We start from the raw sequence: 26615 nt of genomic DNA, 5'->3' as shown, positions 1-26615 counted from the left end.
GGGCAACTCTGAAATATCCAACTGAACTCTCAATTCCCCGCCTCAAGTGCGGCCTGTAGTGAAACACGAACTGTCTCACTACAGGCTGACACTCAGGGTTCCCGAACGAATTCGACGGACATTTTGTCAAAATCGGCCTAAATCGTGTGCAAATCCCGTTTTCAAGAGAATCTCCGTCGAATTGGTGCCGGCTGCGCACCCAGCGAGACCCCAGTGGCACAATCATGGGCTGTGGTTCGGGCTGTGGTTCGGGCTGTGGTTCGGGCTAGGGCTCGGGCCCAGACACGGGCCCAGTCCAACTGGGCACAGACGCGAAGGTGGCATTTGGGATACTCGGAGGATGATCGATGTCACCCTCACCCTTCCCGCCGGCTCTGTGCTCCTTCGGCGTGCCCTGTCCCGGGATCTGTCTGCAATCGTGGGGCTTCTCGCCGACGACTCCATCAGCGCTTCCCGAGGCGACGCCGACCGGCCGGAAGATCGCGTCGCCTATGAACGGGCATTCGCCGCAATCGACGCAGATCCGGCCCAGCAGTTGCTGGTCGCGACGTCGCTCCTGGGCGAGGTGATGGCCACCATGCAGCTCACCGTCATCCCTGGGCTCGCCCGGGTCGGGTCCACCCGGTTGCAGATCGAGGCCGTCCGGGTTCGTTCGGATCAGCGGAGCCGCGGGCTCGGCGGAGCCATGATTCGGTGGGCCGTGCAGAATGCCCCGGCCTTCGGGGCTCAACTCGTCCAGCTCACGTCGGACGCAGCGCGCGTCGACGCGCACCGGTTCTATGAACGGCTGGGCTTCACCGCGTCCCACGTGGGCTTTAAACACGCCGTGCCGACGGTCTCCTGACGGCAGCACCCCGCGGGGCAGGATCAGGCAAGCAGGCCGAGGAGCCGTCCGGCGAACCCCGCGCAGGCGATCGTCGCGGTAAAGAACACGGCCACCCAGACCACGCCCGGGATGTGGGTCAGACGGGCCAGCTGGTCGGCGTCGGAGGCGGTACCGCGGCTCCGCGACCGGGACCGCTGGAGCTCGATCACGGTGCGCACAGCCCCGAGCAGCAGAAACGCCGTGATCAGCAGGGCGAAAACGCTCTGCACCGGGGGAGTGCCGAACCAGGTGATGCCGAAGACCAGGCCAGCGGTAACGAGGACGGACCACAGTCCGAACCAGTTGCGGATCTGCACGAGCAGCAGTGCCAGGGCCGTCAGCAACAGCCACAACAGGCCGATGTCATAGCCGAGGCTGAGCATCCGTGCGGCGCCGAGCCCCAGCAGGGCAGGGGCGGTATAGCCGGCCAGCAGGGTCAGCACCATGCCGGGTCCGCGCGGGCGTCCGCGGCTGACGGTCAACCCCGAGGTGTCGGAATGCAGTCGGATACCGCCGAGCCGGCGACCGCTCACCGTCGCGACCACCGCATGACCGCCCTCGTGCGCGATCGTGATGACGTGGCGGGTGACCCGCCACGCGGCCGGCACCAGCACGAGCACGGCAGCGGCCGCGATGGTCAGCCAGGCCGTGACCGCGGGCAGAGGCTCATTTCGGGCGGAGAGTTGCCCCCAGAGATCGACAAGCCCGTCCATGGATTTCAGCCTAGATTACCTTGGGCGGGAGCTCTATACTGGCCGCAAAAGCTGGATACGAGTCAAAGGACGGTTCCTATGAGTGCCTCGGACAAGATGAAGAACTCGGCCGAGGAAGCCGTGGGCAAGGCAAAGGAGGCCGCCGGCAAATTGACCGACAACGAACGGCTCGAAGCCGAGGGCAAGGCGGAACAGGCCAAGGCAAACCTCAAGCAGGCCGGAGAGAACGTCAAGGACGCCGTCACGGACTGAGTCGAATCCGCATCTCCACACCATCAGTGCACGTCAATCAAAAGAAAGGACGGCGAGCAGGATGAACGTACTCCTCGTTATCGTTGCCATCATCGCCATCGCGCTTCTGTTCACGGGAGGGTTCGTCGAGTCGCTCAACTTCCTCATCTGGGTTGGCATCGTGCTCGCCGTGATCGCGCTGATCGTCTGGCTTGCCCGGGTGGTCTCCGGGAAGCGGGCCTGACCGGGCCGCGCAGGTGGTCTCCGACCCGTACCGAGACAAGGAAAAAGCCCCGAATTCTCGGGGCTTTTTCTTGGCTGTGGGCGATACCGGACTCGAACCGATGACCTCTTCCGTGTGGATTCTCCTCTGCCAACTCGCCACACACCTCTTTGAGATGCCATCCACCACAATCACCGAGGCGACCTCGCCTATCCGGCGCGCGGCGCTGACCCGAACCTGCTGCCGCCGCTCGACCTAACTCCTGACGCACCCTTGCCCCCGAACCGAGCGTGTGACGGCGTTCAGAACCCTGCGGGACCGATCGCGTGACGCGATCAGTCCCGGGCCCGATCAACCGAGGCTGCTCAGCGTGTGCTGCTACCCGGCCCACCGCGGACGGGCAGGACCTTCACGGTCACCGACACCGTCTTGCCGTTCACGGTCAGCTGCAGTGTCGCATCACCAGGGGTGACGGCGGTCAGCTTCTTCGTGGTCGGGTTGAACCGCAGCGCTGATGCGGCATGTTCCTTCACCGTTCCACCGTCGATCACTACTCTCTTCCCTGACCAGCCGGCGCTCATCGGCCACTGCACGGGCACGACGCGGTCGCCGTCCTGCACGATGCTCGCGTCGATCGTGACCGTCTCTCCCACGATCATCGTCGTCGGAACATCCAGCCGGATCTCGTCCACCCGCGGCTTCGTCTCGGCCTGAAGCCAGGCGATCCGGTCGGCGACCGTGGTCGGAGTGCTGCCGACGACCCCGGCGGCCGGGTTGAGCCCGAGCATCGTCCAGCCGGTGAAGCCACCGGTCTCCGGTGTGCCCGACGGGCCCTTGCCGGAATTTCCGTTGATGATGCTCGACACCCCGTCGAAGCTCGTCGCGTGGAACACTCCGACGTGCGCGTTGACCGTTGCAATCGACTTGCCAGAGTCGGCGCGGAACGCAGCGAGGCTGGCTTCCAGCGCTTCCGCTTCGAAACGGTCACTGAGCTGGCTCGCCTTCGACGGCAGCGGGTCGTTCGTCGGGTGGTGCGCGAACACGACGACCCCCGTGATGCCGCTGTCTGCCGCTGCGGTCGCGAGCGCGTCTTCGAGCAGGCCCAGTTGCGCGCTGTCGGACCTCGCGAGCGAACCGTTCGCCGTGTTGAGCGTGACGACGAGCGTTCCCCCCAGCTGCTTCACCTGGCTGGTCTCGCCGAACTCCGCCTCGAAGTTGGAAATGGCACCACCCATCACCTCATGGTTGCCTGGAACGTAGATCCACGGGATCGCGTCGCCCACTTCCCCGTCTAGGACCGAGCGGGCGAGGTCGAAGTCCGCGACGGACGCCTCATCGACCAGGTCACCGTTGATCACGAGCAGGTCGGGCTTCTCGGCCACGATCTCCTGCAGGGTGCGGCGCGCGGCCTGAACGATCGCCCCGTCGGGGGTGCGCGCGACGAACTGGGCGTCGCTCATCACGGCGATGCGCTGGGCCCGGCCTGCGACGGTGCCGTCGGTCACGATGACATCGTCGTAGACGATGGATGCCGCGGGCTGGGCGACATCCGGAGCCACGACCGACGAGATCCCCGCGATCGAGACCTCACCGTGGTACGACGCGGTCGACCGGGTCTCCATCATCCGGATCCGCTCGAACCGGAGCGGGTACGCGGTGCCGGCGGGAACCGTGAACGTCACCTGCTTCCAGCCGGTCCAGGTGACGAGCGCGCCGTCGAGGTTCGTCGTCACCCCGTTGCCGGTCTTCACCTGGAGCCGCGGCCACGCGCCGCTGCCGTCACCGTGGATCCACATCGCGATCGCCTGCGGCTGACCGGCGAGTTCGATCGGGGCCGGTGCCACGGCGTAGAAGCCGCGGCTGGCGGTCGAGGTGGTGAAGTTGTAGCCGAGCGTCATCGCGATTTCACCGTTCGGACCGGTCGACGGTGTGATGGTGCCGGTCGCGCGAGCGACCGCTGAGGTCCACGACCCGAGGTCGCTGAGGTCGGTGACGGGAACGTGACGGTAGCCGATGGTCACCGCGATGTCGACGAAATTACCGAGCGCTTCAACGGTGATCGTTGCCGAACCCGACTCGACGTTCGGGGTGACGACGAAGCTGTCGACGCCGGCCGGTTCGACGGTGACGTCTGCGCCCGAGGTGACGGTCAGGTCGCCGGTTTCGATCGGTGCGCTGAAGCCGTCACCGTCGAGTCCTTCGATGCGAACCGTTCGGCTGGTACCTGGCTCGGCCAGCGAGATCACCGAGTTGGATGCCGCCAGTCGCGTGAGCTCGCCGAGCACGTGCAGTTCGGTGGACGCGGATTTGCCGTCCGCGGCGAATGAGACTTCGGTGCGGCCCGGGGCGACGCCGGTGACGGTCGCGGAGGAGCCGTTGGTCTGCTCGACGACGGCTCCTCCGTTGTCGGCCCTGAATTCTCCGTCGACGGCCAGGCCGGTGTAGTTGGCGTCCAAACCGGTTCCGGTGACGGTTCGTGACAGGCCGGGGAACACGGCATCCGCATTCTCGCTCTGCGATGCGGTCGAGATCGCGACATCCGTGAGGATTGTCGGTGCCGAGGAGAAGAACGCGAGGCTGTTGGCGACGACGCGCTCGGTGCCGTCGGAGGGGCGGTTCACCAGGGTCGACGCGTCGGTGCCGGGCAGGCGGGCGACGAGCGTGGAGGAGCCGCCGCCGTCAAGGTTGACGGCGTTGTAGGCGCCGAGGTCGAGCATCAGGCGGCCGACTTCCTGCACGGTCATGCCGCGGGCGTCGGCGGCGCGGCCTTCGATCGACGCGACGTAGACGATGGTGCCGTCCTGGTTGACGCCGACGGCGGTGCGGGCGGCCTCGACCTGGTCTTCGGCGGTCTGCACGCCATCGATGAGTAGTCGCTGCGATCCGCTGACGGCGAGGTCGACGTCGGCGCTGGTCGACACGGTGACGTCGGCGGTCTGACCGACGGTGAGGGCGGCGATTCGAGCAGCGGATGCTTCCCGCCCGACGAGCACGGCCGAGCCCGACGCGATGGTCGTCTCCGCCGTGACCGCGGCTGGGTCGGATGTGACGGAGGTGACCACCCCGTCGGTGAGGGTGGCGACGGCGAACGTCTTCGTCATGTTCGCCGGGCCGCCGAGCACCCGGGACAAGGGGTGGCTGCCCCACAGCGGGGTGTAGTAGCCGAGCGAGCCGGCCGGTACGGTTGGTGCGTTCACCGATGGGACGTCGAGGGTGTCGCCGTTGATCGTGACGGTGGCAGCCGAGGCGATCTGCTGGATCGCTGCGATGCCGTCAGCCATGGTGAAAGCCGGACGGTTCGAGTTTGTGGCGTTGAGCACACCGCGCGTCGATGAGACGTTCGTGCTGACCGGAGCCCCGGACGCGTTCATATCGAAGTAGTCGCCGTTGACGGCGGCGATCGCGCCGGTGCCACCGACCTGGTCGCTCACGGTCGCGCCTCCCGAGACGGCACCGTGGTCGAGCACGTCCATGCTGAGGGTCGGGGTTTCGAGGTCGGCGACCAGGATGTGCCCGGTGACCCAGCCCTGCGGCTGCAACCGCTGGAACGAGGTGAGGTCGAGTCCGGGGGCGATGGCCGTGGTGTCTGCGCTGAGGAGCGACGAGTTTTCGCCGCCGAGGCCGAGCCCGCCGGTGTTCTCGGCCGCGACTGCCGATCTCGGATCGGCGGTGACCGCAACCGTGCCGCCCAGCAGCATCCCGGCGCTGAGGATTAGAGCGAGCCAGCGGACCGTGCCGCGGCTCGTCGATCGGGATGGGGTGTGGTCGGCGGCGAGACTCTCGAGCACGGTGTACCTTTCGGGGCGGGCTGCCCGCGCGGGCAGCAGTGCCGAGGTTAGGGAATCGAGATGGCGTGGACTCGGCTGCGTGATGAACGGACGGTGTTCGGTGTGGTCGGCGACCCGCTGTTGGACGGACATGGTCCACCGGCTGTCTATGGGGACCGCATCGTAGACGCGGGACTTCCAACCGTGCTCTTTCTACGGCCACTACGACGTGCAGCCCGCGGAGCCCACAAACTGGCATAGCCCTCCTTTTCACCCGGAAATACGCGACGGAGGTGTGACTGTTAACGCGTTGTGGCGGCGTTTTGGGATCGCTTTGTGGCGCTAGTTTCCGATGACGAGGATGCTGGTGGCGGCTTAGATGACGTCGTCGGTGATGGCTTCGAGTTGGTTGATCTTCAGGACGCGGTTGATTTGCGGGAAGAGTCGTTCGAGGAGTCGGAAGTTGCCGCGGGTGATGCGTTCGTTCGCGGCGAAGGCATGGGCGTCGGTGAAGTCGTCGGGGTCAAGTGTTTTGCCGTGTCGTTTCCAGTGGCGGTCGAGGACGAAGGGCAGTTCGTCGCGGCCGAGGGCGCGGTAGCGGTGGGAGAAGCCGAGGCTGTAGAGCTGAGGGTAATGACGAAAGCGTTGGTCAATTCCGGGCATGCCGATGAGGATCATCGCTAGGTGCTCGCGGTCGTGGCGGTCGCGGAGTATCTCGAGCGCGGTGGGAGTGAGACGCTCGGCTTCATCGATGATGAGCAGCTCCACCAGGTGGGTGACTCCACCCCTTGTGGATGACCCGGGACGAAGCAACCGGAGGTGTTTGTCGGCGCAGATTACGACTTTGATTTGCCAGTGGTCGATTTCGTTCATGAGTGTCTTGGGCCGGCAGAGGACTTCGGGTGTGTAGAGGACGGTGCGGGATCGGTTTGCGAGGGCGTAGTGCTAGGCGTCGTGGTCGCCGCGCGGCCCCCACTCGTCGATGTACGGCCCCAGAACGTCCCAGTGAACGTAGCGACGGGAGGAGTCGGTTTTGCCGACACCGGCATCGCCGTGGCAGATCCCAATGGTCCGTTCCTTGCGCACAGCATTGGCGAACTCGGTGAAACTACGGTGTCATTTCGTTACGATGAAACCTGCGTTCATCATTCGTCCTCTTCGTAGGTGCGCAACCTATTCCGTCGTGGCGCTGGCGGGGCGGCGCGCAGAGTCTCACGTGCAGCGATGGTGGGGATGCGGTCGTTGATGGCTCGGCGGAGCTCTCGCCGTCGGGCACGGGGGCGGTTTCAATATCTCGGAGACTCAGCCGAAGGTTGGGGTGCGCTTCGTCCATGGCGACGCAGACGAAGGTGTCGTGGTCGAAGACGCGGATCGGAGAGATCGCGTGGGTCGTATCGGATCGTGATGGTGCGCCCGACGAATGAGGCCACTGTGGGTGCGAGATAGTGCTGGCCTTGGAAGTGGATGCCATCGCGCTGGACCGTGCGGTGTTTGGGCACGGTCAGGAGGAGACCGTCGAGTTCTTCTAGGGTGTCGGGCATTCGTGGCAGCCAGTCGTCGGTGGCCGAGGAGGCTTTCGGATGCTCCGGAGCCGTAGACGTTTGAGGTGTCGACGAGGTTGTCGTTGGTTTCGACAAACCGGTCGAGGATCGTGAATGCTTTGTGCTCGTCGGTTTCGGTGCCGAAACCCATGGTGCACCGCACGCCTCTGGCGTTTTCGCTGGGATCCGGTCAATACAGCAAGCGGTGTATAGTCATCACGTGCTGACTATTACTACTCGTATCGATGTGATGAACCGGCTTGGTCGCGCAATGGCCGACCCGACGCGCTCGCGCATTCTCATGACCCTGTTGGACGGGCCGAGCTACCCAGCCGTGCTGTCCCGCGACCTCGGCCTAAGCCGTTCAAACGTGTCCAACCACCTCACGTGCCTGCGAGATTGCGGCATCGTTGTAGCGGAACCTGAAGGTCGACAGACTCGCTACGAAATCGCAGACCCTCAGCTGGGGCGGGCGCTGACAGCACTGGTGGACGTGATGCTGGCCGTTGACGAAAGCGCACCCTGCGTCGACCCGGCCTGTTCGATCGCCGGATGCTGCGTGGAGACGACCCGATGACCGCCACAGTGACCGACGCCCGCCGAGCAGTCCTACACCGCCGAGTACGGTTCATCGTCGCGTTCACGATCACCTACAACGTGATCGAAGCCGTCGTAGCCATCTGGGCCGGCACGCTAGCGTCCTCCGCTGCTCTGATCGGATTTGGCCTCGATTCGATCGTGGAAGTGCTCTCCGCTCTAGCCGTTGCGTGGCAATTCACCCGCAAGGTCCCGGAGCGCTGGGAAAAAGCGACCGTGCGCGCGATCGGGATAGCATTCTTCGCCTTAGCCGCGTATGTCATCACCGACTCCGTGCTCTCGCTCACCGGGGCCCAGGACGTAGATCACAGCCCGCTCGGCATCGGTATTGCGACCCTCAGCCTGCTGGTCATGCCCCTGCTGGCCTGGTTCGAATTCCGAACCGGCCGCGAACTCGGCTCGAAAAGCGTCATGGCCGATGCCAAGCAACTCGTGCTCTGCATCTACCTCTCCGGCACCGTCCTGATCGGGCTGCTGCTCAACAGTCTGTTCGGATGGGCCTGGGCCGATTCCGTCGCGGCCCTCGTCGTCGCTGTGCTCGCGATCCGAGAAGGCATCGAAGCGTGGCGCGGTGACGTCGAGTCACCCTTCGAAGTTCTCAGCGAAATGGTTGAGGATGACGACGACAACGACGAGCAACACGAAAACAGAACCAGCGACCGACGCAGCTAATCATCGTCTTGTCCCCCTCGCGGGTGTGCTCGGTTTGGCCGGCGTTGTTCTCGTGCACGAACTGGCAGAGGTCGAAATCATCGCCAACGGCATCCACGCCGCCCGACACGGAACAGCCCTTCGGGCGGTCGGGTCGTCTACCGATCCTCGAATTCCGTTGCGCAGGTCGTCACGCTTCACCGTCAGCTCGGGGAAACGCCCCTCCCACAGTTGTCGCACACGAGGCGGCATCGTCAGCGTCGGCCAAATCATGATCAGCAAATCCTGGTTGAGAATCTCAACCTGGTCCACAACGCGCCCCTCCTGGATGGTCGCCTGATACGCGGTAATAAGGTCGCCCTCCGACTCCACATCGAAGCTCGACTTCGGCCCCCAGTACACCAAAGGGGGCAGCTGCACGCTCCCATTCCTTGGTCCGTGTAGGTCGTCCAGTCTCAGGGGTACGTCATACGGTTTCACATCTTGTATGCGGACCTTCCTGGGGCCGCCTGGGGGATGACTCGATGACATGGGTTGAGCGTACCGAGAAGAGACAGAGCCCTGTCGAACATCACGGTGACGCGACACTGCGTTGCGTGCGGCCCTGATGCTTGCCCGATAGGGGATCGTGAATGCTTTGTGCTCGTCGGTTTCGGTGACGAAACCCATGGTGCCGAGGGCGAGGTTCGATACGCTGATGCCGGTACCTGGAAGGGTGCGGTACTTCATTGTGGTGTTCCTTTCGTCGGGTGTTAAGCCTGGGAGGTGGGCATGGCCCACAGCTCGGCGATGGAGGAGCGGCGCGGGCGGGTCACCATGAAGGCGATGTTGTCGGCGATGTCGCCCGGCTCCAAAGGCTCCGGAATGGCGTCGGAGGCGGCCAGGTCGTCCTTGATGGTGTCGTTGTTGTGGGAGACGAGTTCCGTGTTCACCGCGCCGGGCTCGAGGACACCGACGCGGACGTGCTTCTGGGTGACCTCCTGGCGGAGTGCTTCGGTGAAAGCGTTCACACAGAACTTGGTCATGCTGTAGCGTGCGCCGCGCCTGCGCGCATATCGAGACCGGGCGGGCGCGCGCCGGACGAACGGATGCGCACAGGGTCACGGTCTACGTGCTGGCCGCGACGGGCCCCGGGGCGCTGTCCCGGTGGGAGGCCGAAGCCCGACGCTGGAACTTCGACCCCGCCGATGATGTCGGTGTCGCGGGCGACGCGGCAACGGTCGCCGCCGGCGTGATGAGGTGGGCGGATGCCGGCGCCGACACGGTTGTGCTGCAACCAACCTCAGACGACCCCGATCCTGAGGGATTCATCGAATTCGTCGCCCGGGAGGTTCGTCCTCTCGTGCCTCGACCTGGGCCCCTGTTTCCCTGACGACAGCCGCAGCGCCATCCTCCCCCAGACGATTTCGTGAGGAAGCTGCACTGGCCTGCACCGAGTGGCAGTCCGAGAACGGCTACTGGGTCGGCCCTCGGCGCGAGAGCTCGGAAACGACGGAGTGCCACCGAGCGCGCCGGCTTTGAACGCGAGGGCCTCATGCGTTCAGGGCGGCCAGTCGGCGGGGGTGTTGGCGCGCCTAGCTTCCGCGAGCTTGGTTCAGACCTGCTCGCGAGGGGTTCCGCTTAAGCGGTTCATCCACTAGGCGCCGTTTGTATCGTTACGCCAGCGATCTGGTCAATACAGTTCCGCGCGCGGACCCCGCCTACGCTGATGGTCCTCGCGCCCGGTGCGGCTCGGTGGGGTCGAGCCGACTGAACCCGGTTGCGCCTGGACGGCCCGCAGGAACTTGGCCGGGGTCGTAAGCGCTCAGAGAGTTGACCGCGGTGGTCTGAGCGCGCTGCTGCGAATGCGGCGGCCGTCGCCGTGAGCACGAGTGCCTTCGCTCCGGTGCCGATGTCGATCATCACCTCAGACCACCAGTGGCGTCCTATGCGCGGTGGCAGACTACTCAGTCCGGCTCTGGGAAGAGACGGGTCCATTACAGCGGCTTGGTGCCGCGAGCGGGCCTCGACGTCGTGCCAACCTGGCGTCAAGTTCCGCCAGCGTGCGGCTTCTCGGATGACTTGTTTGTCGGGCTACTGGTTGTCTGGCGTCTTTGCGGCGAGTAGCGCGCCCCAGGCATCGGCTCGGTCGTCCTCGCCGTCGAGGAGCGGTCCGGTGAGGCCGGTTACCCAGAAGCTGTGGCCGCGCACAACGTCGCGAAATCCGCGCTTCTTCAGGGCTCGTGCAGCCGATTTTGAGGCGGATGACGGCGCGAAACCGGACTTGATCGACGTGTCGAAGGTGACAACCCGCAGGCCGGGGCGTGCGTCGAGGTGCTCGATCCACTCACGAACACCGCCGCCGGTCTGCCCGACCGCTCCCTTGGTCGTGGCCTGAGCGCGAGTTGCCGGCTTCGGCATCGAGAGGTTGTGGGTCGGAGCCCCGACAATCAGAAGGTCAACGTAGGCGGGAATCGTGGTGCCGATCTCCCTCGGGCTGGCGATCGTGGCGGCGTATGGGGTCGTCGCCCGCCCGAGCCCCCGCGCTATGGCGTGCGAGATCGCGAGTGTGTTCCCGAAGGAGGACTCTGCAACGATGAGGGCGCTCATGATGCCGCCGCGGCGATCCGGGGTGGGTTCGGGCGTGCAACGGGAAGCATCCAGAGCCAGATCATGCCGACCAGCCCTGCGAATACGGGAACAATCCCGGCAACACCCCAGAACGTTGGGTACACACTGCCACCGAATTCCTCGAACAGGAGAGTGGGCATCGCGATCGTTGCGATCGCCGCGACGAGGAGGCTTGCGACGATGCGAGCGCCGCGCCTGCGTCGCCAGACTCCCCAGAGAATGACGGCCCAGAATACCAGAGCGGTCCCTCCGACCGCGTAGAGATAGATGAACAGCGGAATCGCCTCACCGGAATCGAACCCGATCGGCGCATACAGTGCGAGTGCGTGGCGGGCGATGCTGAGACCCAACACCTGGTCAACGGCCACCGCGATCAGCGTCGCGGCGGTGAGGCCAGCGCCGATAGCAAGTGCGATGCTGGGGCCACGCCGAGATCGTGGGGGCCCGGTGGGTGTGCTCATGGTGTGTCCTCACTACGATGTAGTCTGCACTTGAGACATTGTGTCTCAAACAGGACGCTAGCAGACATCGGACACCATGTCCTAATCTTGGTAGAACACCAGTGAGCGTCAGTCGTGAGTTTGAATCGTGCAAGGGAGTATTCGTGGGCCAGCCCGAACAGCCGTCCGGCCTCGGACGCCGACGGCGTCCGCGTTTTTCACAGGACGAGACGGAGCGGCGGATGCTGGCCGCTGCCGTTGACCGCGTAAACGCCGACGGACTGACCGTAAGTCTCGAGCACATCAGCCTGGAGGACGTCATCCGTGACGCTGGGGTCTCCCGCAGCGCCGCCTACCGGCGTTGGCCCTACAAGGACCTGTTCTTCAGCGACCTCCTCAAGGAGCTCGCCACAGCGACCACTCCCGCCGAGATCGGAGCCCGGGCATCAATTGGAATGGTCAAATCGCTGGTGGAGAAGCATCTCGACTGGTTGCGTACGCCGGAACTGCGCCACCGGCTCGTGGTTGAACTGATCCGCGATGCGGCCACTCATGACTTCCAATTCGTCTACGAGTCAACGGAATGGCGCACCTACCTCGCGCTCCACGCCACATTCCTCAGCCTCGCAGAGGGAGAGCTGCGGGACGACGTGCAGGCCGCGCTTGCCGCGGCAGAACGAGGCTTCACCGACCGTATTGCCCGATCATGGGAGCAGCTGGCGAGACTCACGGGATACCGGCTGAAGCCTGAACTGAACGCGACCTACGAGACCCTCGCTCGCCTTTTGACCGCGACCAGTCGCGGCATGGTGATCCTCGCGCGAGCGACCCCCGACATCGCTACCAGCCGAATCCTCACCGACCCGTTCGGCACCGGTGAGATCACAGAGTGGTCGCTGCCTGCCCTCGGGCTCGGGAGCGTTGCATTCACTTTCCTCGAGCCCGACCCGACGGTGGAATGGAACGAGGAGAGATCCGCGGCGGCCAGCCAAACGCTGGAATCGCTGGGCGCCGGTATGTTCGACACTGGTTCGTCCGGCAGCCACGGGTCCTAATCAGCACCTCCGATCGGACCAGCTGGTTGCAGGCGCACGCAGTGCAGTTGGGTAATGGCGTGAAGTCCACAGCGCACGACCACTCCAAGGCGGTCGCGACGGCCGAGACGTTCGTGCCCCGTGACCATGGAGCCGGGACGTTCCTTGTCGTTCACTGGCGTCGCCCTCGCGGGAGATGCCGCCACCAAGAACCTGATTCACCAACCTGATTCACCAGGCGATTCGAGTTCACCTCGACCGCCCGGGTGCAGCGATACTCGGTGGCCTATCGGGGCGTCGACTGCGACGGTGTTGAGCAAGCATGTGTTCGCTAGCGTCGATGTAGCCCTCGAAGAGGTCGGTGACGTTGTGGAGGCGCTGTTGTGTGTGCGGTTCTTGGGTGAGGCCTTCTCTCTCGCGGAGGACGTGGATGAAGGATCGGGCGCGGTCGTGGCTGGCCGATAGCAGGGATTCCAGGCCGTCGGTCGCCTCGACCAGGAGCCGGCGGCTTCCCGGTTGCGAAATGGTGAGGGCCAGTCCCCATGACACGAGCTCGCGCACTGACGTGCTGACTGCTCCCTTGCTGAGCTCAAGCGCCTCGGCGAGGGAGTCGAGAGAGACAGGTTCTGATTCCAGTAGCAGCTGTCCATAGGTTCGGCCGGTGGCTCGCGACAGGCTCCAGGACGCGAGAAGGTCGCCAATTGCGTAGATGAAGCGCTGGCGATCGGACCCGGGCACCGTCATCACGCTGCGTTCGGGATGGTGGCCAGGAACGCTTGCATGATCGCAGTCACCGCGTCCGGTGCGTCCTGGGTGACGAGGTGACCGGCTCCGGGCACCACGTGTTCGGTGGCTCCCACCGTGTCAGCCCATCGGGGCATGGCGGTGGCGATGTTCCCCGTCTTGTCATGGGCGCCCCGGATCAGGCACAACGGGATCGAGGTGCGGTAGCTCGGGTCGGGATCAACGAACATCACGGTGGCTTTCCATACTTCGATGAACTGCTTCTTGGTCATGTGAGAGAACGCGCGCGTCGCGTCCGAGCGAGCTTCTGGTGTCACGGCCGAAGCGCGCGCCATCAGGGCCGGGAGGGACCGGGCGGGAATGATACTCGGCGCTGGCGCCGCAAGCTTTAACAGGAACCGTTCGGTCCTGGTGAGCGGACCGGTGTTCCAGGTGGAATCCAAGACCACGAGTCCGCCGAATCCCCTCGACCAACCCGCCGGCCATGGCCACCACGACACCGGCGAGCGTCTATCAGCAGCTGCGCGGCCACCTCACCGAGCTCAATCTCGCCGACGCCGCCGAGGCGCTGCCGAGCGTCCTGGACCAGGCCCAGGCCGAGGGTTGGAGCCTCACCCACGCCCTCGAGCGCCTGCTCGCCATCGAGGTCACCGCGACCGACGCCCGCCGGCTCTCGGGGAGGTTCCGCTTCGCGAACCTGCCCACCGGCGCCACCCTCGACGACTTCGACCTCGACGCCGCCTCCGGCATCGACCGGTCCCTGCTCGCCGAGCTCGGCACCTGCCGCTACCTCGAGACCGCGACCAACGTGCTGCTGATCGGACCGCCCGGAGTCGGGAAAACACACATCGCCACGGGCCTTGGCCATGCCGCAGTGACGGCCGGCTACCGCACCTATTTCACCTCCGCCGCCGACCTCGCCGCCCGCTGCCACCGCGCCGCGATCGAGGGCAAGTGGGGCACGATGATGCGGTTCTTCGCGGGCCCAACGCTGCTCGTCATCGATGAANACCACGAACCGGCCCGTCGGCGCCTGGGGCGAGATCCTCGGCGACACCACCGTCGCCGCCGCGATGCTCGACCGGCTCCTGCACCGATCCGTCGTCGTCACCCTCGACGGCGGCTCTTACCGGCTCCGCAACCACGCCGCCCAGTCCAACGAGCTCCGCCGCGTGACAACGGGCACAAACTTCCGATAACCTAACCCCGCGACCTGGGGAGCTTCGATGAGCAGGACTGGGGAATTTCGCTGAGCGCCGTGACAGGTCTGTGCCTTTCGGAAAGTACTCGCGCAAGAGCCCGTTGGTGTTCTCGTTGCTGCCACGCTGCCAGGGCGAGTTCGGATCGCAAAAGTAGATCGGCATCCCGGTCGCCATCGTGATTTCCTGGTGTCGAGACATCTCCGCTCCCTGATCCCAGGTGGTCGAACGGCGCAGCTGTTCCGGGAGGGTATTCATTGCCACGATCATCGCGTCGGCCACGGTGCGAGCGGTGTGATCCCCGGGCAAATGCAACAGCATCACGTATCCCGTAGTCCGTTCGACGAGGGTTCCGATCGCGGACTTCGACGAGGTCGAGCCGATGATCAGGTCGCCCTCCCAATGCCCGGGAACGGCGCGGTCCTCGATCTCCGGCGGGCGGTCGGAGATCATCACCATCTCCCGGAACCTCTGCGGCCGCGGACCCTCCGGCCTCTGCGGTCGCCGTGTTGCCCGCCCTGACCGCAACGCGGTGGCAACTTCCAAGCGCAACGATCCGCGGCCCTGCACGTAAAGGGCCTGGTAGATCGTCTCGTGTGACACCTGCATCTCCGGATTCTCCGGATGCTTGACTTTCAGTCGGCCCGCGACCTGTTCCGGGCTGAACCGATCGGTGAGCATCGTGGTGACTTGTTCCCGTAACGCTAACCCGTCCAGCTTCCGGGCTCTTGGCCGGCGAGCCCGTGCCCAGGTCTGCTCCTGCGCGAGCGACGGCACGTAGCGGCCAGTGACCTGGTTTCTGGCCACTTCCCGGCTGATCGTTGACGGCGCCCGGCCCAGAGCCGCTGCGATGCGGCGCACCCCGTGACCCCGGGCGAGCTGGAACCCGATCTCTTCTCGCTCTCGCAACGACAAGAGTCCGACACGGGCAACACTGAAATCCTGAACCGGTGATGGCAGCACCTTCTGATGCTCGCTTAACCACCGATACCCAGTCGGACGCGACACCCCCGCGCCCTGCGCCGCGACGGCCACCGATAGCCCCGCGTCCACCCCTCCCAAAACGACAAACGGACACTTAAACGCGACAACGGTCGAGCCATCGACAACACCCCACAGAACTCAGGGTGTTGCTCTCACCACCTGAACTCGCCACCCATGGGATATGAGACGGTGGGGCTGCGGCCGAGCATCGCGGACTTAGCCTCAGTACCGTTCCATTACTGGCCAGACCCCCAACCAAAGACGCGGCCGCCGGAGAAATGGCTGTCTATCGGTTGCCTCGGTCAGATCAGCAACGAGACTCTGCAGGTTGCCTCGGTGACATTGGGATAAGCGGTCGCTGGATCGTGAATAAAGCATGGTGGTGTCTGGTTGTGGTGGAAGTACGTCTGAGGGTAGTCGGAGATACCCGCTGCCGTCAGCCAGTCACAATCAACGGAAAGTAGCCAGTCCATGGATCTCAGTAATTTGGACCTCACCAATAGGCACGGAATCATCACGGGCGCGGGGCAGGGCATTGGTCGGGCACTCGCCCTCGAATTTGGTCGCCGTGGTGGTCATCTGCTGCTCGTCGGTCGGCAGTTGGATACTCTCGCAGAAACTGCGCGGCTCGTGGCCGCCGAAGGCGGAACCACCCAGGTCCTGGTTGAAGACCTAACTCAGCCTGGCGCTGTTGAGCGTATCGCGCACTTGGTTTCGTCGTGGAGCATCGTTGATCTTCTCGTCAATAATGCCGGGAATGTGCGCGCGGGCAGGCTCGAATTGACAAGCGACGCGGATGTCCACTCGATGATCGATCTGAATCTCACTGCTCCGATTCTGTTCACCAAGACCCTGCTTCCCGCGCTTCGGCAGAGCGGGAAAGAACGCGGCAGCATCCTTGTGAACATCTCAAGTGGGATTGCGCTCGTCGGTATGCCGTTCTACTCGATCTATGCGGCAACGAAAGCGGGTATTTCGCAGTTTGGCGAGTCGCTTCGCCGAGAGTTGATCGGAACGGGTGTGCATGTGGCAACCGTCTATCCCGGCGCGACCGACACGGCCATGATGACCTCACAGACCGCCGGTGCCGAGCTCGGGTGGGGACGTCGACCGCTCGACGACGTCATCACCGACCTCATCGCTGCGCTCGAGGCTGGCGAACATGAAATCAACACCGCACCGGAGGGTCGCCGCGAGATGCAGCAACTTAACATCACCGATCCGATGGCGGTGGACGCCGCCCTCGCGCCCGGCCTCGAGGCCCTTGAACTTGCGGTACGCGACCACCGCAGCATCTAGAAGACCAAGCCCCTACCGAGGGCTAGGTGTTGTTCCCCCCGACCGCGCTCACAACGTCGGTGGGACCAACACCTAGCTCGAGCCTCCAACTGTTCTACCGCCAGGACTCATCATCGGTGGCAAGAGCTGCCCGCCATTCCGGATCGGCTCGGCGACGAACTGCCGCGCTGGCCGAATGACCGTCGCGAAACCTCACGGGATACGAGACACTCGGGCCGCTGTTGAGTCTGCGAACTCAGCTCAATGGGTCATCAAGCGATCGCAGAATACCGGGTTCGGAAGGTGACAGGGGTGGCCCTCCTGTAGCCGTCATTTTGGACTGTTTCTGCGTTGTTTGCGATACGGAGGCTGGATGACGGGTTGTGTGACGGCGTCTGTCTTCCTCGAGGGTGAGCCGCCTCTGTCGCGCAATCGGACGTTTAAATGACAGGGGTCGAGCATGCTGGTCGGATACATGCGGGTGTCAAGAGCTGATGGTTCGCAGAGCACTGATCTACAACGAGACGCGCTCCTGGCCGCCGGCGTCGGTGCAGGGGATCTCTACGAGGACCAGGCATCCGGCAAGAAGGACGACCGGCCACACCTGGCGGCCTGTCTGAAGGCGCTGCGTCATGGTGACACGCTCCTGGTTTGGAAGCTGGACCGGCTCGGCCGAGACCTGCGTCATCTGGTCCATACGGTGCATGACCTCACCGACCGTGGCATCGGCCTCAAGGTGCTCACCGGAGAGGGCGCAGCGATCGACACCACGACGGCACCTGGGAAGCTCGTCTTCGGAATCTTTGCTGCTCTCTCCGAGTTCGAGCGGGTGCTCATCTCTGAGCGCACAATCGCCGGGCTTGCCGCAGCTCGAGCACGGGGGAGGACGGGCGGGCGGCCGTTCAAGATGACGCCGGCCAAGGTCCGCCTGGCCATGGCCGCGATGGGTCAGAAGGAAACGAAGGTTGGCGACCTCTGCAAGGAGCTCGGGATCACCCGGCAGACCTTGTACCGCCATGTCTCACCTGCGGGGGAGCTGCGGTCGGACGGTGCGAAGCTCCTATCGAAGAAGCTGTGGCCCCACCTGGTCACTGTCAGAAAGGAACCTCCTGCGGGGGACTTGCACCCGCTACTTACCGGCAGCGGGCCCGTGACCTTCCGTTGGTTGGCTCGCCTCAAGAATGGCGCTCTTGCGCCGCCCCCAGCGGATGAAAAGCCCCAGAGCCACGACGACCCCAACCACAACGAGAACCTGGACTACCACCCAGAAGTTCCACCAAAGAAGAGCACTGAATTCCATTTCGACCACCCCTCGATTCGCGGACACCTGAGTGCTCTACTTAGCGCGAGCCTACGACCGCGAGATCGTTCGGGGAATTACGCCGTCGATTGCTTGGCCAGGAGGGAACCTCCGGAGCAGCTCGTAAGACGAACGCTTCATTGGCACGGAATTCGCCGCCAAGGCTTCGAGTCGACGTTGAACGACGGGGTGCCATTTGGGAAGGTCTATCGGGCGACGCTCACGAGCGCAATCACAATCACACGGGCCCAGGTCAGAGCGAGCTTCGGCTCTGGGTCTGGGTTCGAACGATGAGCGCGATGACTACGGTCACGACGCCGACACACAGGAGAGCGAATGCTGCCGCCATCACCGCCGCATCGCCGGGGAGCATGGCGCACGCTGCCGGCGAATCGTCGTAAGGGCATGTGCGCCAGGGCTGGAAGAAATAAAGCACAGTCCCAAACAGTCCAATGACGGATGCCGCAATGCCGACCACTAACAACAACCGTGCTGCCATGTCACGAGTAAAGCACAACGAATGACGAGCACTTGGAGCCTGTGGGCAGTTTTCGACAGGGAACCCTTATCGGAACACTTTCGGCAAAGGTGTCACCGGTGATACCGTGAGTCCATGCCTATGACCCTTCGCTTGACTGATGCGGAGGCAGAAGCCCTGCGTCGCCGTGCCGAATACGAGAGACGGTCCATGCAGGAGGTCGCCAAGCAGGCGGTGCGTGAATACGTCGAGAACCACAGTCGCCAGGATCTGCTGAGCAGTGTCCTAGACGAGGAGCTTCCGCGCTACGCCGAAGCGCTTGAACGCCTCGGAAAGTGATCTATCTCACCTACGCGGACCTCCTCTACGTCGGGCAGCGGGCCCTCGGGGGAGACATGCCGGTCCGTGACCAGGGGCTGCTCGAGTCGGCGCTGGCCCGTCCGCGCGCGAGCGCGTTCGAAACGGATGCCTACGGCAGTCTCAACGAGAAGGCCGCGGCGCTGACGCACTCCGTGGCCCGCGCCCACGGCTTGATTGACGGCAATAAGAGGCTGAGTCTCGCTGCGCTGATCACCTTCCTTGGTATGAACGGAAGACGCTTGACCTGGTCCAATGATGAGGCCTACGAATTCATCATGGACGTTGCTTCCGGGCGCCTTGACGACGTTTCGGATATCGCGAAACGCATTGACCTCGGCAGCGACGAGCGCTGAGGCGAGGTGGCCGGCTTGAGAGTCGTGAATGCTTCATCGGCAAGACAGGTCGTTTGCCGGTCATCAGCCTCACCAGGAGCGAGATAAGGGAGTGGCTCAGGCTCGCGCCCGGGGTCCGGCATGGGAACCGCCGACGGGCAGGTTCGGTGCGTCCGGTAGCGACGTCGGTCGAGCCACCTCGTCAGTCGGTCCCGGGGCTGGACCGGCGATGCGGCCGACTGCCATGCTGGGCTCGGCGGGGAGGGGACCTGATGCCACGACTGGCGACATCCGTTCTGGGGAGCATCGCTCTGGTGCTCGGACTGGTGGCTTGCTCGCCAACTGAGACTCCAGCGGTCGACACGGCCGCCCACACGGATGCGCCGGCCCCGCCCGACCGTGCGGCCGACGTTGTCATCCCCGACGGTGTCATCGGCACGGCCGAGCTTACGTCGGCCTCGGGAGACAACACCATCTCCGGAACCGTCGTCGTCACGGCGGGTGGGGGCGGATTCGACGTCGCACTGAAGGACATCCACTCGGACGTCCCCGGAGGCTTGCAACTATCCTTCAGCCCCTGGTCGGAGACCACGATCTGCCTGGCCGACATGCACAGCTTCTCGTTCGGCAACCTCTCCACGGACGCCGATCAGCCTGGGCTGAGCATGGGCCCCAGGGACTTGTCCCGGGGCGACCCCAGCTACTACCTGACCGCCGTCATCACGGAGACCGCCCCGACCACGACCGATCCTGACGGCTGCGTGCCCACACCCCGGGCGGTCGGCACGATCACCTGGGACGCGCCGGACACCCGCCCCGGGCTGCTCGCCGTCGATACCGGCGCCCGGTTCGGCGCCGGCGGTTCCACCGCTTCAGCCGATGGTGCCCCGCTCTCCTACCGTGCGGTCGCCGGCGACACGCTCAACGACATCGCCGACCGCTTCGGCATCACGGACGACGACCTCGGCTTCCTCAACCCGCTCACCAGCCGCCAGCTCCAGGCCGGCGACGAGCTGAACCTCCGGGTGGCGCTGCGCGGCGGCGCCTCGGTCCCGCCGCCCTCGGGCTGAACGCCGCTCCAGGAAATGAACGGCCGCTGTCGCCCCCTATGGGGAACCCCTGCGGGACGGATCCGCGGCCAATCGGGCCGATTGCCGAGCGCCCAGATTCTGGGTCAGTGGGGGGACCGTAGCTGGTCGCCCGGCTGGAGCGCCGTGCCGGCTGCGCACCCGAGCTCTCCGGGCTGAAGCAGAATCTTGGGCACCTGCAACACCTGCACGCCGTCGACGTCTCGTTTCACGAGGAGGCAGTCGTCCCCATCGCCCATCGCGAAGCCGATGTCGCCGTCGACTACCGTCGCCTCGGGATCGAACGCGACCTCACGCTCACCGGTCGGCTGCGGCATCCGCTTGGCGATCTCGGCGACTACGTCGTCAGCGGATGCCGCGGACGGCGCGTTTGTCAGCACCTCGACGACGAGAGCCTCCGCTCCGTCGGGAACAACGTTAACCAAGCGGGTGTCGACCGGAGGGGGGATGCGCTTTGCGTCCGGCGGGCAAGCGATGTCGTGGGCGACCGCTGTGTCGTCGTTCCATTCGCCGGGCTCCTCGGTCGCGACGCCCCAGAAATCGAACTGCGACTCAAAGCAAGCGACGTGCGGCCCTTCGTTCGGGGTGGGCTGTATCGTCGCACGAAACTGCAGCGCTCCAACTGGTTCGCCGTGGATCGCGCCGGGATATGGTTCGTAGCCGATCAACTCGACTACGGTCGATTTCTCGGTGTCGGTGTCAGCCCAGCGGGCATAGTCATCGATCACGTCCGTCGCCCCACGGTAGAGACCCCGAGAGACGTCAGCGACTGCCTTGCGCGCCGACACTTGTGACACCGCGTCCGACGCCGGGATTGCTCCCGCGCAACCAGTGAGCGTGCCGAACACCGCGAAGGACAACCATGCGACGGGGCTCGGACGGTGTCGGTTCGAAACGGAATGGTGCACGTTGTTGATCAAACCACAAGTCGGCCGGATGTTGTTGCGTGGGGGATGCCCACATCAGCACGGCGTCAACGCCGAAGGCGAAGTCAAGCGGTGGTAATCATGTCATCGATGGTACCGCGGCTCCCCGCCCGCAAGGGGGAGGGTTAGCGGGCGGTGCTGCCCTGCCCCTACCTGCGGGGTGAGCCGTGCACGGCCGCGTCGGCTGCGCCTCCCGCCCGGCAGCGTGGGCCCGCGAAGTAGTGCCAACGGCGTATCCTGCGCGCTACGCTGCAGTCACGGCGGGGCCGAGTTCATTGGGGGATGGTGTGAAGGTTCTGGGTGCCGTCGCGGCCGGGCTGATGGCCTTGGGTGTCGCCGCGCTTCTCGTCGTGTTCGCCCTGGAAAACCGGGTCACCGAAGTCCTCGTGGAGCAGGCCGCGCAGCTGGCTGTCCCCGCCGACTGGGAGCAGGTGAACGACATGGTTCGCCGCGAACAGTTTCTGTGTATGAGCACGAACCCGTGCCCGAGCATCTCCCGGCGGTGGGTGACGGACACCCCAGTTAGCGTCCACGACTTGGAGCGCATGGCGACGGGCGCGGGCCTCAGATTCTCGGTGGAGGGCACCTGCCAGCGGCCGCCGACCGCGGTCTCCGAAACGGGGGTATGCACCTTGTACGGTGTTCGCGGTGAGTACCACTACCAGGTCTGGGTGAGCGACCGTCCGCAGGAGCCCCAGCAAGTGTCACTGGAAGTGAGTCCGAACCGGCCCGGCCTCACTCAACCTCGGGGGTGAGGGACTCCACCTTGTCCCGGAGGGTGGCGACTTCGGTGCGGAGCTGGTGCAGCTCGTAGGCCTTTTCGTCGAACCCTCTGCGGGATTGGGAAGCCTGCAGTGTCATGCGAAGCTTGGCGACGTGAGTGAGAAGCTGGATGGCGGATTCGATGGCGGCGCGCTTCTCATCGATGGAACCGTGCGCCGCGTTCCTGGCACGTGGACCCCGGCCGTGAATGCCCTCTTGCAACATCTGGCCGACAAAGGGTTTATCGGGGCACCGCGCCCGCTTGGGACCGACGCACAGGGTCGGACTGTCGTTAGCTTTCTCGAGGGTGCGACCGTCGGTAACGTCCGCCCGTGGCCGCGTTGGACGCACAGCGAAGAGGCGCTCCTGGACGTCGGCGACTGGCTCAGGCGCTACCACTCAGCAGTCGCCGACTTTGTCCCGCCCGCAGGCTCGACCTGGCGCGAAGGCCAAGTATGGGAGCCTGGCCTGATCATCGGTCACAACGACGCGGCGCCCTACAACTCAGTCTGGAATGAAGACGGACTGGTGGGTTTCGTGGACTGGGACATGGCCGGCCCGACCACGTACGCCGGGGACCTTGCCTGGGTCGCATTCTCCTGGGTGCCGCTCCACGCTCGACAGCTCGTGCTGGAGGAAGGATTCACTGCCTTCGGCGAGCGGCGGGCACGCCTCGAGTCCTTCCTTCGGGCCTATGAGTGGGATGGTTCTGCCAACGCTGTTCTGGAACTCATCCGTCAACGAGTACAGAGGCAACTCGACATCATCCGCTCAGTGGCGGCTGATGGCGATGTGACCTACCAGCGGATGCTCGCCCACGGAATCGACCGGAATCTCGAAGCCGCGTTGGGTGATGTCAGCACTGTTTGATACCTCGTCACAAATCCAGGCTCAGGGAGGAAATTCTGATGGGTTGGGCGGAATGCGATCGTCGGCATGACCCGTGTCGTCTTCATGTGTGGCCCAGCCGGTTCAGGCAAGTCCACGGTTGCACACGAGCTTGAGTCTGGCGGCATGGCGCGGCTGTCCTTCGACGAGGAAGCCTGGCTGCGGGGTATTCAATCCCAACCCTTGGCCGAGGAAGTCCGGCTCGAGATCGAAAGCCACCTGCGACAGAGACTTCTCGACCTTGTGATGAAACAGACCGATGTGGTGCTGGACTACTCCTTCTGGTCCCGACGCATGCGCGAGGACTACCGCGCCATCCTCCGGCCGCTGGGAGTCGAGCCGGAGACGATCTATCTGGCGACTCCGCGGAAGGTGGCCTTGGCTCGTGTCCGCGCGCGGGCGGGCCAGGAGCCGAATGACGTCCAGCTACCCGATGAGCTGGCGGCCGCTTACTTCGATCACTTTGAGGTTCCCACCCCTGATGAGGGCCCCTTGACCGTGGTCGCATAGGCTCGGCGCCTCACCCGGGATGCCATTGAGGAACCCTGTGCGGGCGCGCTCATGACTTGGGTGACGTTAGCGCCTTCAGGATGGAATGGTGAGGCTAATTGGGCCGGCCTCGGCAGGTCCGCCGCATCGTTGCGTACCGCCCACGCGAACCCAATTGAGTGAAACGTCCCGCTCAGCGAGGACCTCTCCGCTTTCCGAGAGGGCACGCAGGGACGCTTTGTCCGGAGCCGCCATTTCTATCGAGATATTCCAGGTGCTGTCATCGATCTTGGTAGCGAAATAGGAAATTCGAGTCACTGAAGGCTCTGGCGTAAAAGTCTCGAGTTGCTGGGGATCGAGGGTTTCAAGGCGGACGGGGTCGTCTGACTGCTGCAGGACCGGTGCGGGTACCGAACACACGCCGTCTGAACACAACTCCACGACGCTGACGTCTTGTCTTTGGCCTTCGAGCTTGACCTCTACGGTGTTGTTCCACGCGATTGCCGGGCACGCATAGAAAACCGAGCAGCCGGGCAACGCCAGTGTCAAAAGAAACGCAGCGCCGAGACCCGTCACCCGTTTTCGTGTCGACGTTGCGGCAGCCATTTCATCCTCTTCGTTGAATGTTATTGGACAGAAGCTTTCTAGCGTTTTCATCCGAACGGCGACCCTGCGTGAACGAGTCGTCCGGGAACTGCGGATGCGTCGGGAAGAGCGAAACCGCCGACATCCCCCTCATGACTACTGGGATTCGACGTCTCGTACGCAGAGCCTCCCACGTGGTCTGTACTGTCGAGCCCCTCGTCACCAAGTCGTGATCCTGGGGATGCGGGCCGGTGTGAGGCGCTAGTAGTGTCGACACCAATCGACCTGGGGCAACCAGATTAATCGGTTCCTTTTCGCGGTGGCCGCGTCACTGTTGCTCTTGACCGGCTGTTCAAGTTTTGCTGAACCTGAGCCCGACAGCACGGGCACTCTTACTCTCAGCCCGGCAGAACTCCCCGAAGGCTTCAAAGATCGCGGGGACGATTCTTCAGGGGGCGCCGGTCGCGCGTAAGGCGGACGTCCACAGACGCAGATTCAGCGCCAATTCGCCGAGGTCCCGAAGTTTCGGGGTAGTGCCCTTCGGGAACCCTGACCGGGCAATCAAGACAATGTCGGGAAGAATGAGGTTAGGTGAGGTGAAAATTTGTACAACTACAGCGGTGAAACAGTGCTCGGCGAATTCACCACCACAATCCGGTTTAAACTGCACCCCGTCCAAGCTGCTCAACTTCGCTCAGTGATGCGCGGTGGGGGATCCACACCGTTCTCGTCTCGCGCAGGGTGCTCAGGGCCAGAGAACGATAGTGATGACTGCGGTGGCGAGGACGAACAGGGCGATCGCTGCTGGGATAGAGCGTTTGATGGTTCCCGTCGAGAACCGATCTAGCACTTTTCGTAGGCGTGACCTAACTTTGTCGCCGTGTGCCAAGCCGAGGGCGAGCAGAATAAGGCATGGGATGCAGTACACGAGGGCGTAGCCGGCGAGTACGAACAGGCCTACGGGAATGTCGATGTCCGCGGCGACCATCCGTTCGATGGCGATGAAGTAGGGGAACGCGTTCGGCAGGTCAGCTCCAGTAACGAGGATGCCGAGCGGGAATGCTGTCCACACCCCGAACCAGGACGGCAGGTCGATGCCTTTCCTTTCCCGGTCCTTGAAGCGGCGGAGCCCGGCGACGGCGAGAGCGATGGCTGCGATGAGGAACACTCCGCGGCGAAGCCAGATGAGCCCTTCGCCTACGGCGTCGGCGGCGGCATTGGCGCCGAGGAAGATGACCATGCCGAGGGTGAAGACCGTGCTCATCGCGCCTAGGACGAACGTTATTGCTGAACCGACAGGCCTGTGGCTGACGGTCAGCAGGATCAGGGTGATGACGGCGATAGTCGCTGGGTTGAGCGAATCAGCTAGGGCGAGGCCGGCGATGCCGACGAGGAGGCCACCATTAATCACCTGGTGGACCTGCGATCCAGCCACTGCAAGATCGCATCAACGCTGGGTGCAGAGTAGTCGTCCGTGATGCTGTTGAGCAGCATTCCATCACCCAGGAGACGGATGACCGAGGCTGCGGTCGGGTCCCCTGTTTCAATGGCGAAGAGTTGTTCCCACCGTTCGGTTGCCGCCGCGGCTTGCTGCATAAGCGTGTCGGTCATCGAAGGGCGATCAGTGAGCAGGATCAACATCGCCCGATAGAGAGCGGCCTCTTCACGGGATGATGAGAGCCGCAACCAGGTCTCGATCACGTTGCCACGCCCGGCGGCCGCGGTCAGTTCCTGATCCATATCCTGAATTGCCTGCACCGCAATACCCTCCACCAGGGCAGCGCGTGACTTGAAGTGGTGCATCAGTCCCCCCTTCGACACCCCTGCCTGATGAGCGATGGCATCCATCGACGGCACCGACCCGGTCTCGATCGCGAATCGTCGAGCGGTCTGCAGAATGTGTTCCCTGTTGCTCATGAGGTGACGATAGCACGGAAACCGACCGACCGGTCGGACTGATGAGTAGAATTTGAGAGTTTTGGTCTGAACCGCACGGGGGATGGTGAACGGACGCGGATTCGACCGCGGGAGGCGAAGCTCCTGGGGCTCCCGGCCCTGTCTCGCAAGCCGAACGTTGGCCGCGAACGGTAAAGGCAATGTTGAACAGGGTCCACGGCTGTTGCAGGCCCCAAGCTGGAAGTTGCAGAGTTCAGTACATGTCGACGCCAACCCGGTGAGTTTGGGTTATGTGGCCGAGGCGCCGACTCCGTCTACGAAGTAACGAACGGAAGCGCTCAGGAGCTCCGATTCCGCGAGATCCTTGCCCAACACTGGATGAACGGCCAGCCCGAACAACATCGCCAGCAGCGTGATCGCGGCGAGTGTTGGGTCACACTCGGCGCGAACCCGGCCCAGGGTCTGCTCCTCGGCGAGATACTGGGTGATATCGTGTGGCGGGCCCTCCAGTGGCATCTGTGGCCCTTCTCCGAGGGGCGGGGCGAGGGTCGGGTCGGCGATCATCGCCTGCTCCAGAGGTAGTAGGTCCTGCTGAAGCTGGGCTAGTTGTCGGATGGTGTCAAGTAGGTTGCCG

General features: G+C 64.2%; 28 protein-coding genes and 5 pseudogenes. 16 read left to right on the top strand and 17 right to left on the bottom strand.

Translation table 11 applies throughout. The features are described from left to right. Nucleotides 1-340 precede the first annotated feature (340 nt). Nucleotides 341-844: a GNAT family N-acetyltransferase gene (locus E3O62_RS14670; RefSeq protein ID WP_134398983.1), complete on the top strand. Its 504-nt coding sequence runs from the start codon at nucleotides 341-343 to the stop codon at nucleotides 842-844. A 23-nt stretch (nucleotides 845-867) separates the two neighbouring features. Here the strand turns inward: E3O62_RS14670 and E3O62_RS14665 are convergent, their stop codons facing one another. Next, complete coding sequence (locus E3O62_RS14665) at nucleotides 868-1578, bottom strand: M50 family metallopeptidase (protein WP_134398982.1); 711 nt, start codon at nucleotides 1576-1578, stop codon at nucleotides 868-870. Between the two features lie 78 nt (nucleotides 1579-1656). On the opposite strand from E3O62_RS14665, the gene E3O62_RS14660 reads away from it, so the two are divergent. After that, nucleotides 1657-1830, top strand: coding sequence for a CsbD family protein (locus tag E3O62_RS14660; protein ID WP_134396214.1), 174 nt, complete (start codon nucleotides 1657-1659; stop codon nucleotides 1828-1830). A 61-nt stretch (nucleotides 1831-1891) separates the two neighbouring features. Beyond that, nucleotides 1892-2053 (top strand): hypothetical protein, encoded by a 162-nt coding sequence (locus tag E3O62_RS16695; RefSeq protein ID WP_166784676.1) that lies wholly within the window; start codon nucleotides 1892-1894, stop codon nucleotides 2051-2053. 344 nt (nucleotides 2054-2397) lie between these two features. Here E3O62_RS16695 and E3O62_RS14655 read toward each other — a convergent pair whose 3' ends face one another. The 4 genes and pseudogenes from E3O62_RS14655 to E3O62_RS17610 form a co-directional block, all read right to left on the bottom strand. Beyond that, a complete protein-coding gene (locus E3O62_RS14655; protein WP_134398981.1) occupies nucleotides 2398-5952 on the bottom strand; it encodes a phosphodiester glycosidase family protein in 3555 nt (1184 codons plus the stop codon). Between the two features lie 222 nt (nucleotides 5953-6174). Next, a pseudogene (locus tag E3O62_RS14645) lies at nucleotides 6175-6885 on the bottom strand (AAA family ATPase). Between the two features lie 200 nt (nucleotides 6886-7085). Next, nucleotides 7086-7340 (bottom strand): Mu transposase C-terminal domain-containing protein, encoded by a 255-nt coding sequence (locus E3O62_RS17255; protein WP_241973526.1) that lies wholly within the window; start codon nucleotides 7338-7340, stop codon nucleotides 7086-7088. Between the two features lie 79 nt (nucleotides 7341-7419). After that, nucleotides 7420-7491: pseudogene (locus E3O62_RS17610) on the bottom strand (hypothetical protein); the annotation flags it as partial. Nucleotides 7492-7560: 69 nt separating this feature from the next. Between E3O62_RS17610 and E3O62_RS14630 the strand changes: the two are divergent. Next, nucleotides 7561-7917: a helix-turn-helix transcriptional regulator gene (locus E3O62_RS14630; protein WP_134398980.1), complete on the top strand. Its 357-nt coding sequence runs from the start codon at nucleotides 7561-7563 to the stop codon at nucleotides 7915-7917. Next, nucleotides 7914-8609, top strand: coding sequence for a cation transporter (locus E3O62_RS14625; protein ID WP_134398979.1), 696 nt, complete (start codon nucleotides 7914-7916; stop codon nucleotides 8607-8609). The genes E3O62_RS14630 and E3O62_RS14625 overlap by 4 nt, the downstream gene beginning before the upstream one ends. Here the strand turns inward: E3O62_RS14625 and E3O62_RS16690 are convergent, their stop codons facing one another. Together E3O62_RS16690 and E3O62_RS14615 are read right to left on the bottom strand one after the other, a co-directional pair. After that, a complete protein-coding gene (locus E3O62_RS16690) occupies nucleotides 8610-9008 on the bottom strand; it encodes a hypothetical protein (protein WP_166786504.1) in 399 nt (132 codons plus the stop codon). A 332-nt stretch (nucleotides 9009-9340) separates the two neighbouring features. Beyond that, complete coding sequence (locus E3O62_RS14615; protein WP_134398977.1) at nucleotides 9341-9613, bottom strand: SDR family NAD(P)-dependent oxidoreductase; 273 nt, start codon at nucleotides 9611-9613, stop codon at nucleotides 9341-9343. 8 nt (nucleotides 9614-9621) lie between these two features. On the opposite strand from E3O62_RS14615, the gene E3O62_RS14610 reads away from it, so the two are divergent. Then, a complete protein-coding gene (locus E3O62_RS14610) occupies nucleotides 9622-9960 on the top strand; it encodes a hypothetical protein (protein WP_134398976.1) in 339 nt (112 codons plus the stop codon). 701 nt (nucleotides 9961-10661) lie between these two features. Here the strand turns inward: E3O62_RS14610 and E3O62_RS14605 are convergent. Both E3O62_RS14605 and E3O62_RS14600 read right to left on the bottom strand, forming a co-directional pair. Further along, nucleotides 10662-11177 (bottom strand): hypothetical protein, encoded by a 516-nt coding sequence (locus E3O62_RS14605; protein WP_134398975.1) that lies wholly within the window; start codon nucleotides 11175-11177, stop codon nucleotides 10662-10664. Beyond that, entirely contained in the window at nucleotides 11174-11659 is a 486-nt protein-coding gene (locus tag E3O62_RS14600; protein WP_134398974.1) for a hypothetical protein, read from the bottom strand. Before E3O62_RS14600 ends, E3O62_RS14605 begins: the two co-directional genes overlap by 4 nt. A 221-nt stretch (nucleotides 11660-11880) precedes the next feature. On the opposite strand from E3O62_RS14600, the gene E3O62_RS14595 reads away from it, so the two are divergent. Then, complete coding sequence (locus E3O62_RS14595) at nucleotides 11881-12693, top strand: TetR/AcrR family transcriptional regulator (protein WP_174720155.1); 813 nt, start codon at nucleotides 11881-11883, stop codon at nucleotides 12691-12693. 722 nt (nucleotides 12694-13415) lie between these two features. On the opposite strand, the gene E3O62_RS17605 is transcribed toward E3O62_RS14595, so the two are convergent. After that, the gene (locus tag E3O62_RS17605; protein WP_370448937.1) at nucleotides 13416-13865 is read right to left on the bottom strand and encodes an alpha/beta fold hydrolase; all 450 of its coding nucleotides are present in this window, start codon (nucleotides 13863-13865) and stop codon (nucleotides 13416-13418) included. Nucleotides 13866-13900: 35 nt separating this feature from the next. Here E3O62_RS17605 and E3O62_RS14580 point away from each other — a divergent pair. After that, a pseudogene (locus E3O62_RS14580) lies at nucleotides 13901-14615 on the top strand (ATP-binding protein). Between the two features lie 60 nt (nucleotides 14616-14675). Here E3O62_RS14580 and E3O62_RS17250 read toward each other — a convergent pair. After that, a pseudogene (locus E3O62_RS17250) lies at nucleotides 14676-15578 on the bottom strand (IS30 family transposase); the annotation flags it as partial. 492 nt (nucleotides 15579-16070) lie between these two features. On the opposite strand from E3O62_RS17250, the gene E3O62_RS14570 reads away from it, so the two are divergent. The 5 genes and pseudogenes from E3O62_RS14570 (at nucleotide 16071) to E3O62_RS14545 (ending at nucleotide 20417) form a co-directional block, all read left to right on the top strand. Next, entirely contained in the window at nucleotides 16071-16898 is an 828-nt protein-coding gene (locus E3O62_RS14570; RefSeq protein WP_198413805.1) for an SDR family oxidoreductase, read from the top strand. A 439-nt stretch (nucleotides 16899-17337) separates the two neighbouring features. After that, nucleotides 17338-17946, top strand: a pseudogene (locus E3O62_RS14565) (recombinase family protein); the annotation flags it as partial. Nucleotides 17947-18790: 844 nt separating this feature from the next. Then, entirely contained in the window at nucleotides 18791-18994 is a 204-nt protein-coding gene (locus tag E3O62_RS14555) for a ribbon-helix-helix protein, CopG family (RefSeq protein ID WP_174720153.1), read from the top strand. After that, entirely contained in the window at nucleotides 18991-19368 is a 378-nt protein-coding gene (locus E3O62_RS14550; protein ID WP_134398972.1) for a type II toxin-antitoxin system death-on-curing family toxin, read from the top strand. Before E3O62_RS14555 ends, E3O62_RS14550 begins: the two co-directional genes overlap by 4 nt. A 251-nt stretch (nucleotides 19369-19619) precedes the next feature. Continuing rightward, the gene (locus E3O62_RS14545; protein WP_134398971.1) at nucleotides 19620-20417 is read left to right on the top strand and encodes a LysM domain-containing protein; all 798 of its coding nucleotides are present in this window, start codon (nucleotides 19620-19622) and stop codon (nucleotides 20415-20417) included. Between the two features lie 104 nt (nucleotides 20418-20521). Here E3O62_RS14545 and E3O62_RS14540 read toward each other — a convergent pair whose 3' ends face one another. Next, a complete protein-coding gene (locus tag E3O62_RS14540) occupies nucleotides 20522-21163 on the bottom strand; it encodes a hypothetical protein (RefSeq protein ID WP_134398970.1) in 642 nt (213 codons plus the stop codon). Nucleotides 21164-21648: 485 nt separating this feature from the next. Here E3O62_RS14540 and E3O62_RS14535 point away from each other — a divergent pair, with 485 nt between their 5' ends. Beyond that, nucleotides 21649-22116 (top strand): hypothetical protein, encoded by a 468-nt coding sequence (locus E3O62_RS14535; protein WP_134396224.1) that lies wholly within the window; start codon nucleotides 21649-21651, stop codon nucleotides 22114-22116. On the opposite strand, the gene E3O62_RS17365 is transcribed toward E3O62_RS14535, so the two are convergent. Beyond that, entirely contained in the window at nucleotides 22097-22222 is a 126-nt protein-coding gene (locus E3O62_RS17365; RefSeq protein WP_255573878.1) for a hypothetical protein, read from the bottom strand. The genes E3O62_RS14535 and E3O62_RS17365 overlap by 20 nt on opposite strands. 15 nt (nucleotides 22223-22237) lie before the next feature. Between E3O62_RS17365 and E3O62_RS14530 the strand changes: the two genes are divergently transcribed. Together E3O62_RS14530 and E3O62_RS14525 are read left to right on the top strand one after the other, a co-directional pair. Continuing rightward, on the top strand, nucleotides 22238-22993 hold the full coding sequence (locus E3O62_RS14530; protein ID WP_134398969.1) for a phosphotransferase enzyme family protein: 756 nt from the start codon (nucleotides 22238-22240) through the stop codon (nucleotides 22991-22993). A gap of 66 nt (nucleotides 22994-23059) precedes the next feature. Continuing rightward, complete coding sequence (locus tag E3O62_RS14525; protein ID WP_198413804.1) at nucleotides 23060-23521, top strand: ATP-binding protein; 462 nt, start codon at nucleotides 23060-23062, stop codon at nucleotides 23519-23521. A gap of 75 nt (nucleotides 23522-23596) precedes the next feature. Here the strand turns inward: E3O62_RS14525 and E3O62_RS14520 are convergent, their stop codons facing one another. From E3O62_RS14520 to E3O62_RS16685, 4 genes are all read right to left on the bottom strand, one after another. Next, a complete protein-coding gene (locus tag E3O62_RS14520; RefSeq protein WP_166786505.1) occupies nucleotides 23597-24157 on the bottom strand; it encodes a hypothetical protein in 561 nt (186 codons plus the stop codon). 673 nt (nucleotides 24158-24830) lie between these two features. Further along, nucleotides 24831-25520 carry a GAP family protein gene (locus tag E3O62_RS14515; protein WP_134396227.1) on the bottom strand — a complete coding sequence of 230 codons (690 nt, stop codon included), beginning with the start codon at nucleotides 25518-25520 and terminating at the stop codon, nucleotides 24831-24833. After that, on the bottom strand, nucleotides 25493-26002 hold the full coding sequence (locus tag E3O62_RS14510; RefSeq protein WP_134398967.1) for a TetR/AcrR family transcriptional regulator: 510 nt from the start codon (nucleotides 26000-26002) through the stop codon (nucleotides 25493-25495). Before E3O62_RS14510 ends, E3O62_RS14515 begins: the two co-directional genes overlap by 28 nt. Before the next feature lie 267 nt (nucleotides 26003-26269). Then, the coding region (locus E3O62_RS16685; protein ID WP_198413803.1) for a hypothetical protein at nucleotides 26270-26615 on the bottom strand (346 nt) is incomplete at its 5' end.

This window comes from Cryobacterium sp. TMT2-15-1, from assembly GCF_004402345.1.
In the GTDB taxonomy this organism is placed as follows: domain Bacteria; phylum Actinomycetota; class Actinomycetes; order Actinomycetales; family Microbacteriaceae; genus Cryobacterium; species Cryobacterium sandaracinum.
Note: the sequence above shows the minus strand (reverse complement) of the source record. Positions and strands in the feature narration are given on the sequence as shown.

What these genes read in the sequence shown, in the direction of transcription:
- E3O62_RS14525 (WP_198413804.1), top strand. Translation starts at nt 23,060, where the DNA reads ATGACCCGTGTCGTCTTCATGTGTGGCCCAGCCGGTTCAGGCAAGTCC.
- E3O62_RS17365 (WP_255573878.1), bottom strand. Translation starts at nt 22,222, where the DNA reads ATGACACTGCAGGCTTCCCAATCCCGCAGAGGGTTCGACGAAAAGGCC.
- E3O62_RS14615 (WP_134398977.1), bottom strand. Translation starts at nt 9,613, where the DNA reads ATGACCAAGTTCTGTGTGAACGCTTTCACCGAAGCACTCCGCCAGGAG.
- E3O62_RS14625 (WP_134398979.1), top strand. Translation starts at nt 7,914, where the DNA reads ATGACCGCCACAGTGACCGACGCCCGCCGAGCAGTCCTACACCGCCGA.
- E3O62_RS16695 (WP_166784676.1), top strand. Translation starts at nt 1,892, where the DNA reads ATGAACGTACTCCTCGTTATCGTTGCCATCATCGCCATCGCGCTTCTG.
- E3O62_RS14595 (WP_174720155.1), top strand. Translation starts at nt 11,881, where the DNA reads ATGCTGGCCGCTGCCGTTGACCGCGTAAACGCCGACGGACTGACCGTA.
- E3O62_RS14665 (WP_134398982.1), bottom strand. Translation starts at nt 1,578, where the DNA reads ATGGACGGGCTTGTCGATCTCTGGGGGCAACTCTCCGCCCGAAATGAG.
- E3O62_RS17255 (WP_241973526.1), bottom strand. Translation starts at nt 7,340, where the DNA reads ATGCCCGACACCCTAGAAGAACTCGACGGTCTCCTCCTGACCGTGCCC.
- E3O62_RS14570 (WP_198413805.1), top strand. Translation starts at nt 16,071, where the DNA reads ATGGATCTCAGTAATTTGGACCTCACCAATAGGCACGGAATCATCACG.
- E3O62_RS14605 (WP_134398975.1), bottom strand. Translation starts at nt 11,177, where the DNA reads ATGAGCGCCCTCATCGTTGCAGAGTCCTCCTTCGGGAACACACTCGCG.
- E3O62_RS14660 (WP_134396214.1), top strand. Translation starts at nt 1,657, where the DNA reads ATGAGTGCCTCGGACAAGATGAAGAACTCGGCCGAGGAAGCCGTGGGC.
- E3O62_RS14555 (WP_174720153.1), top strand. Translation starts at nt 18,791, where the DNA reads ATGCCTATGACCCTTCGCTTGACTGATGCGGAGGCAGAAGCCCTGCGT.
- E3O62_RS14670 (WP_134398983.1), top strand. Translation starts at nt 341, where the DNA reads ATGATCGATGTCACCCTCACCCTTCCCGCCGGCTCTGTGCTCCTTCGG.
- E3O62_RS14520 (WP_166786505.1), bottom strand. Translation starts at nt 24,157, where the DNA reads ATGAAAACGCTAGAAAGCTTCTGTCCAATAACATTCAACGAAGAGGAT.
- E3O62_RS14655 (WP_134398981.1), bottom strand. Translation starts at nt 5,952, where the DNA reads ATGTCCGTCCAACAGCGGGTCGCCGACCACACCGAACACCGTCCGTTC.
- E3O62_RS14510 (WP_134398967.1), bottom strand. Translation starts at nt 26,002, where the DNA reads ATGAGCAACAGGGAACACATTCTGCAGACCGCTCGACGATTCGCGATC.
- E3O62_RS14600 (WP_134398974.1), bottom strand. Translation starts at nt 11,659, where the DNA reads ATGAGCACACCCACCGGGCCCCCACGATCTCGGCGTGGCCCCAGCATC.
- E3O62_RS14545 (WP_134398971.1), top strand. Translation starts at nt 19,620, where the DNA reads ATGCCACGACTGGCGACATCCGTTCTGGGGAGCATCGCTCTGGTGCTC.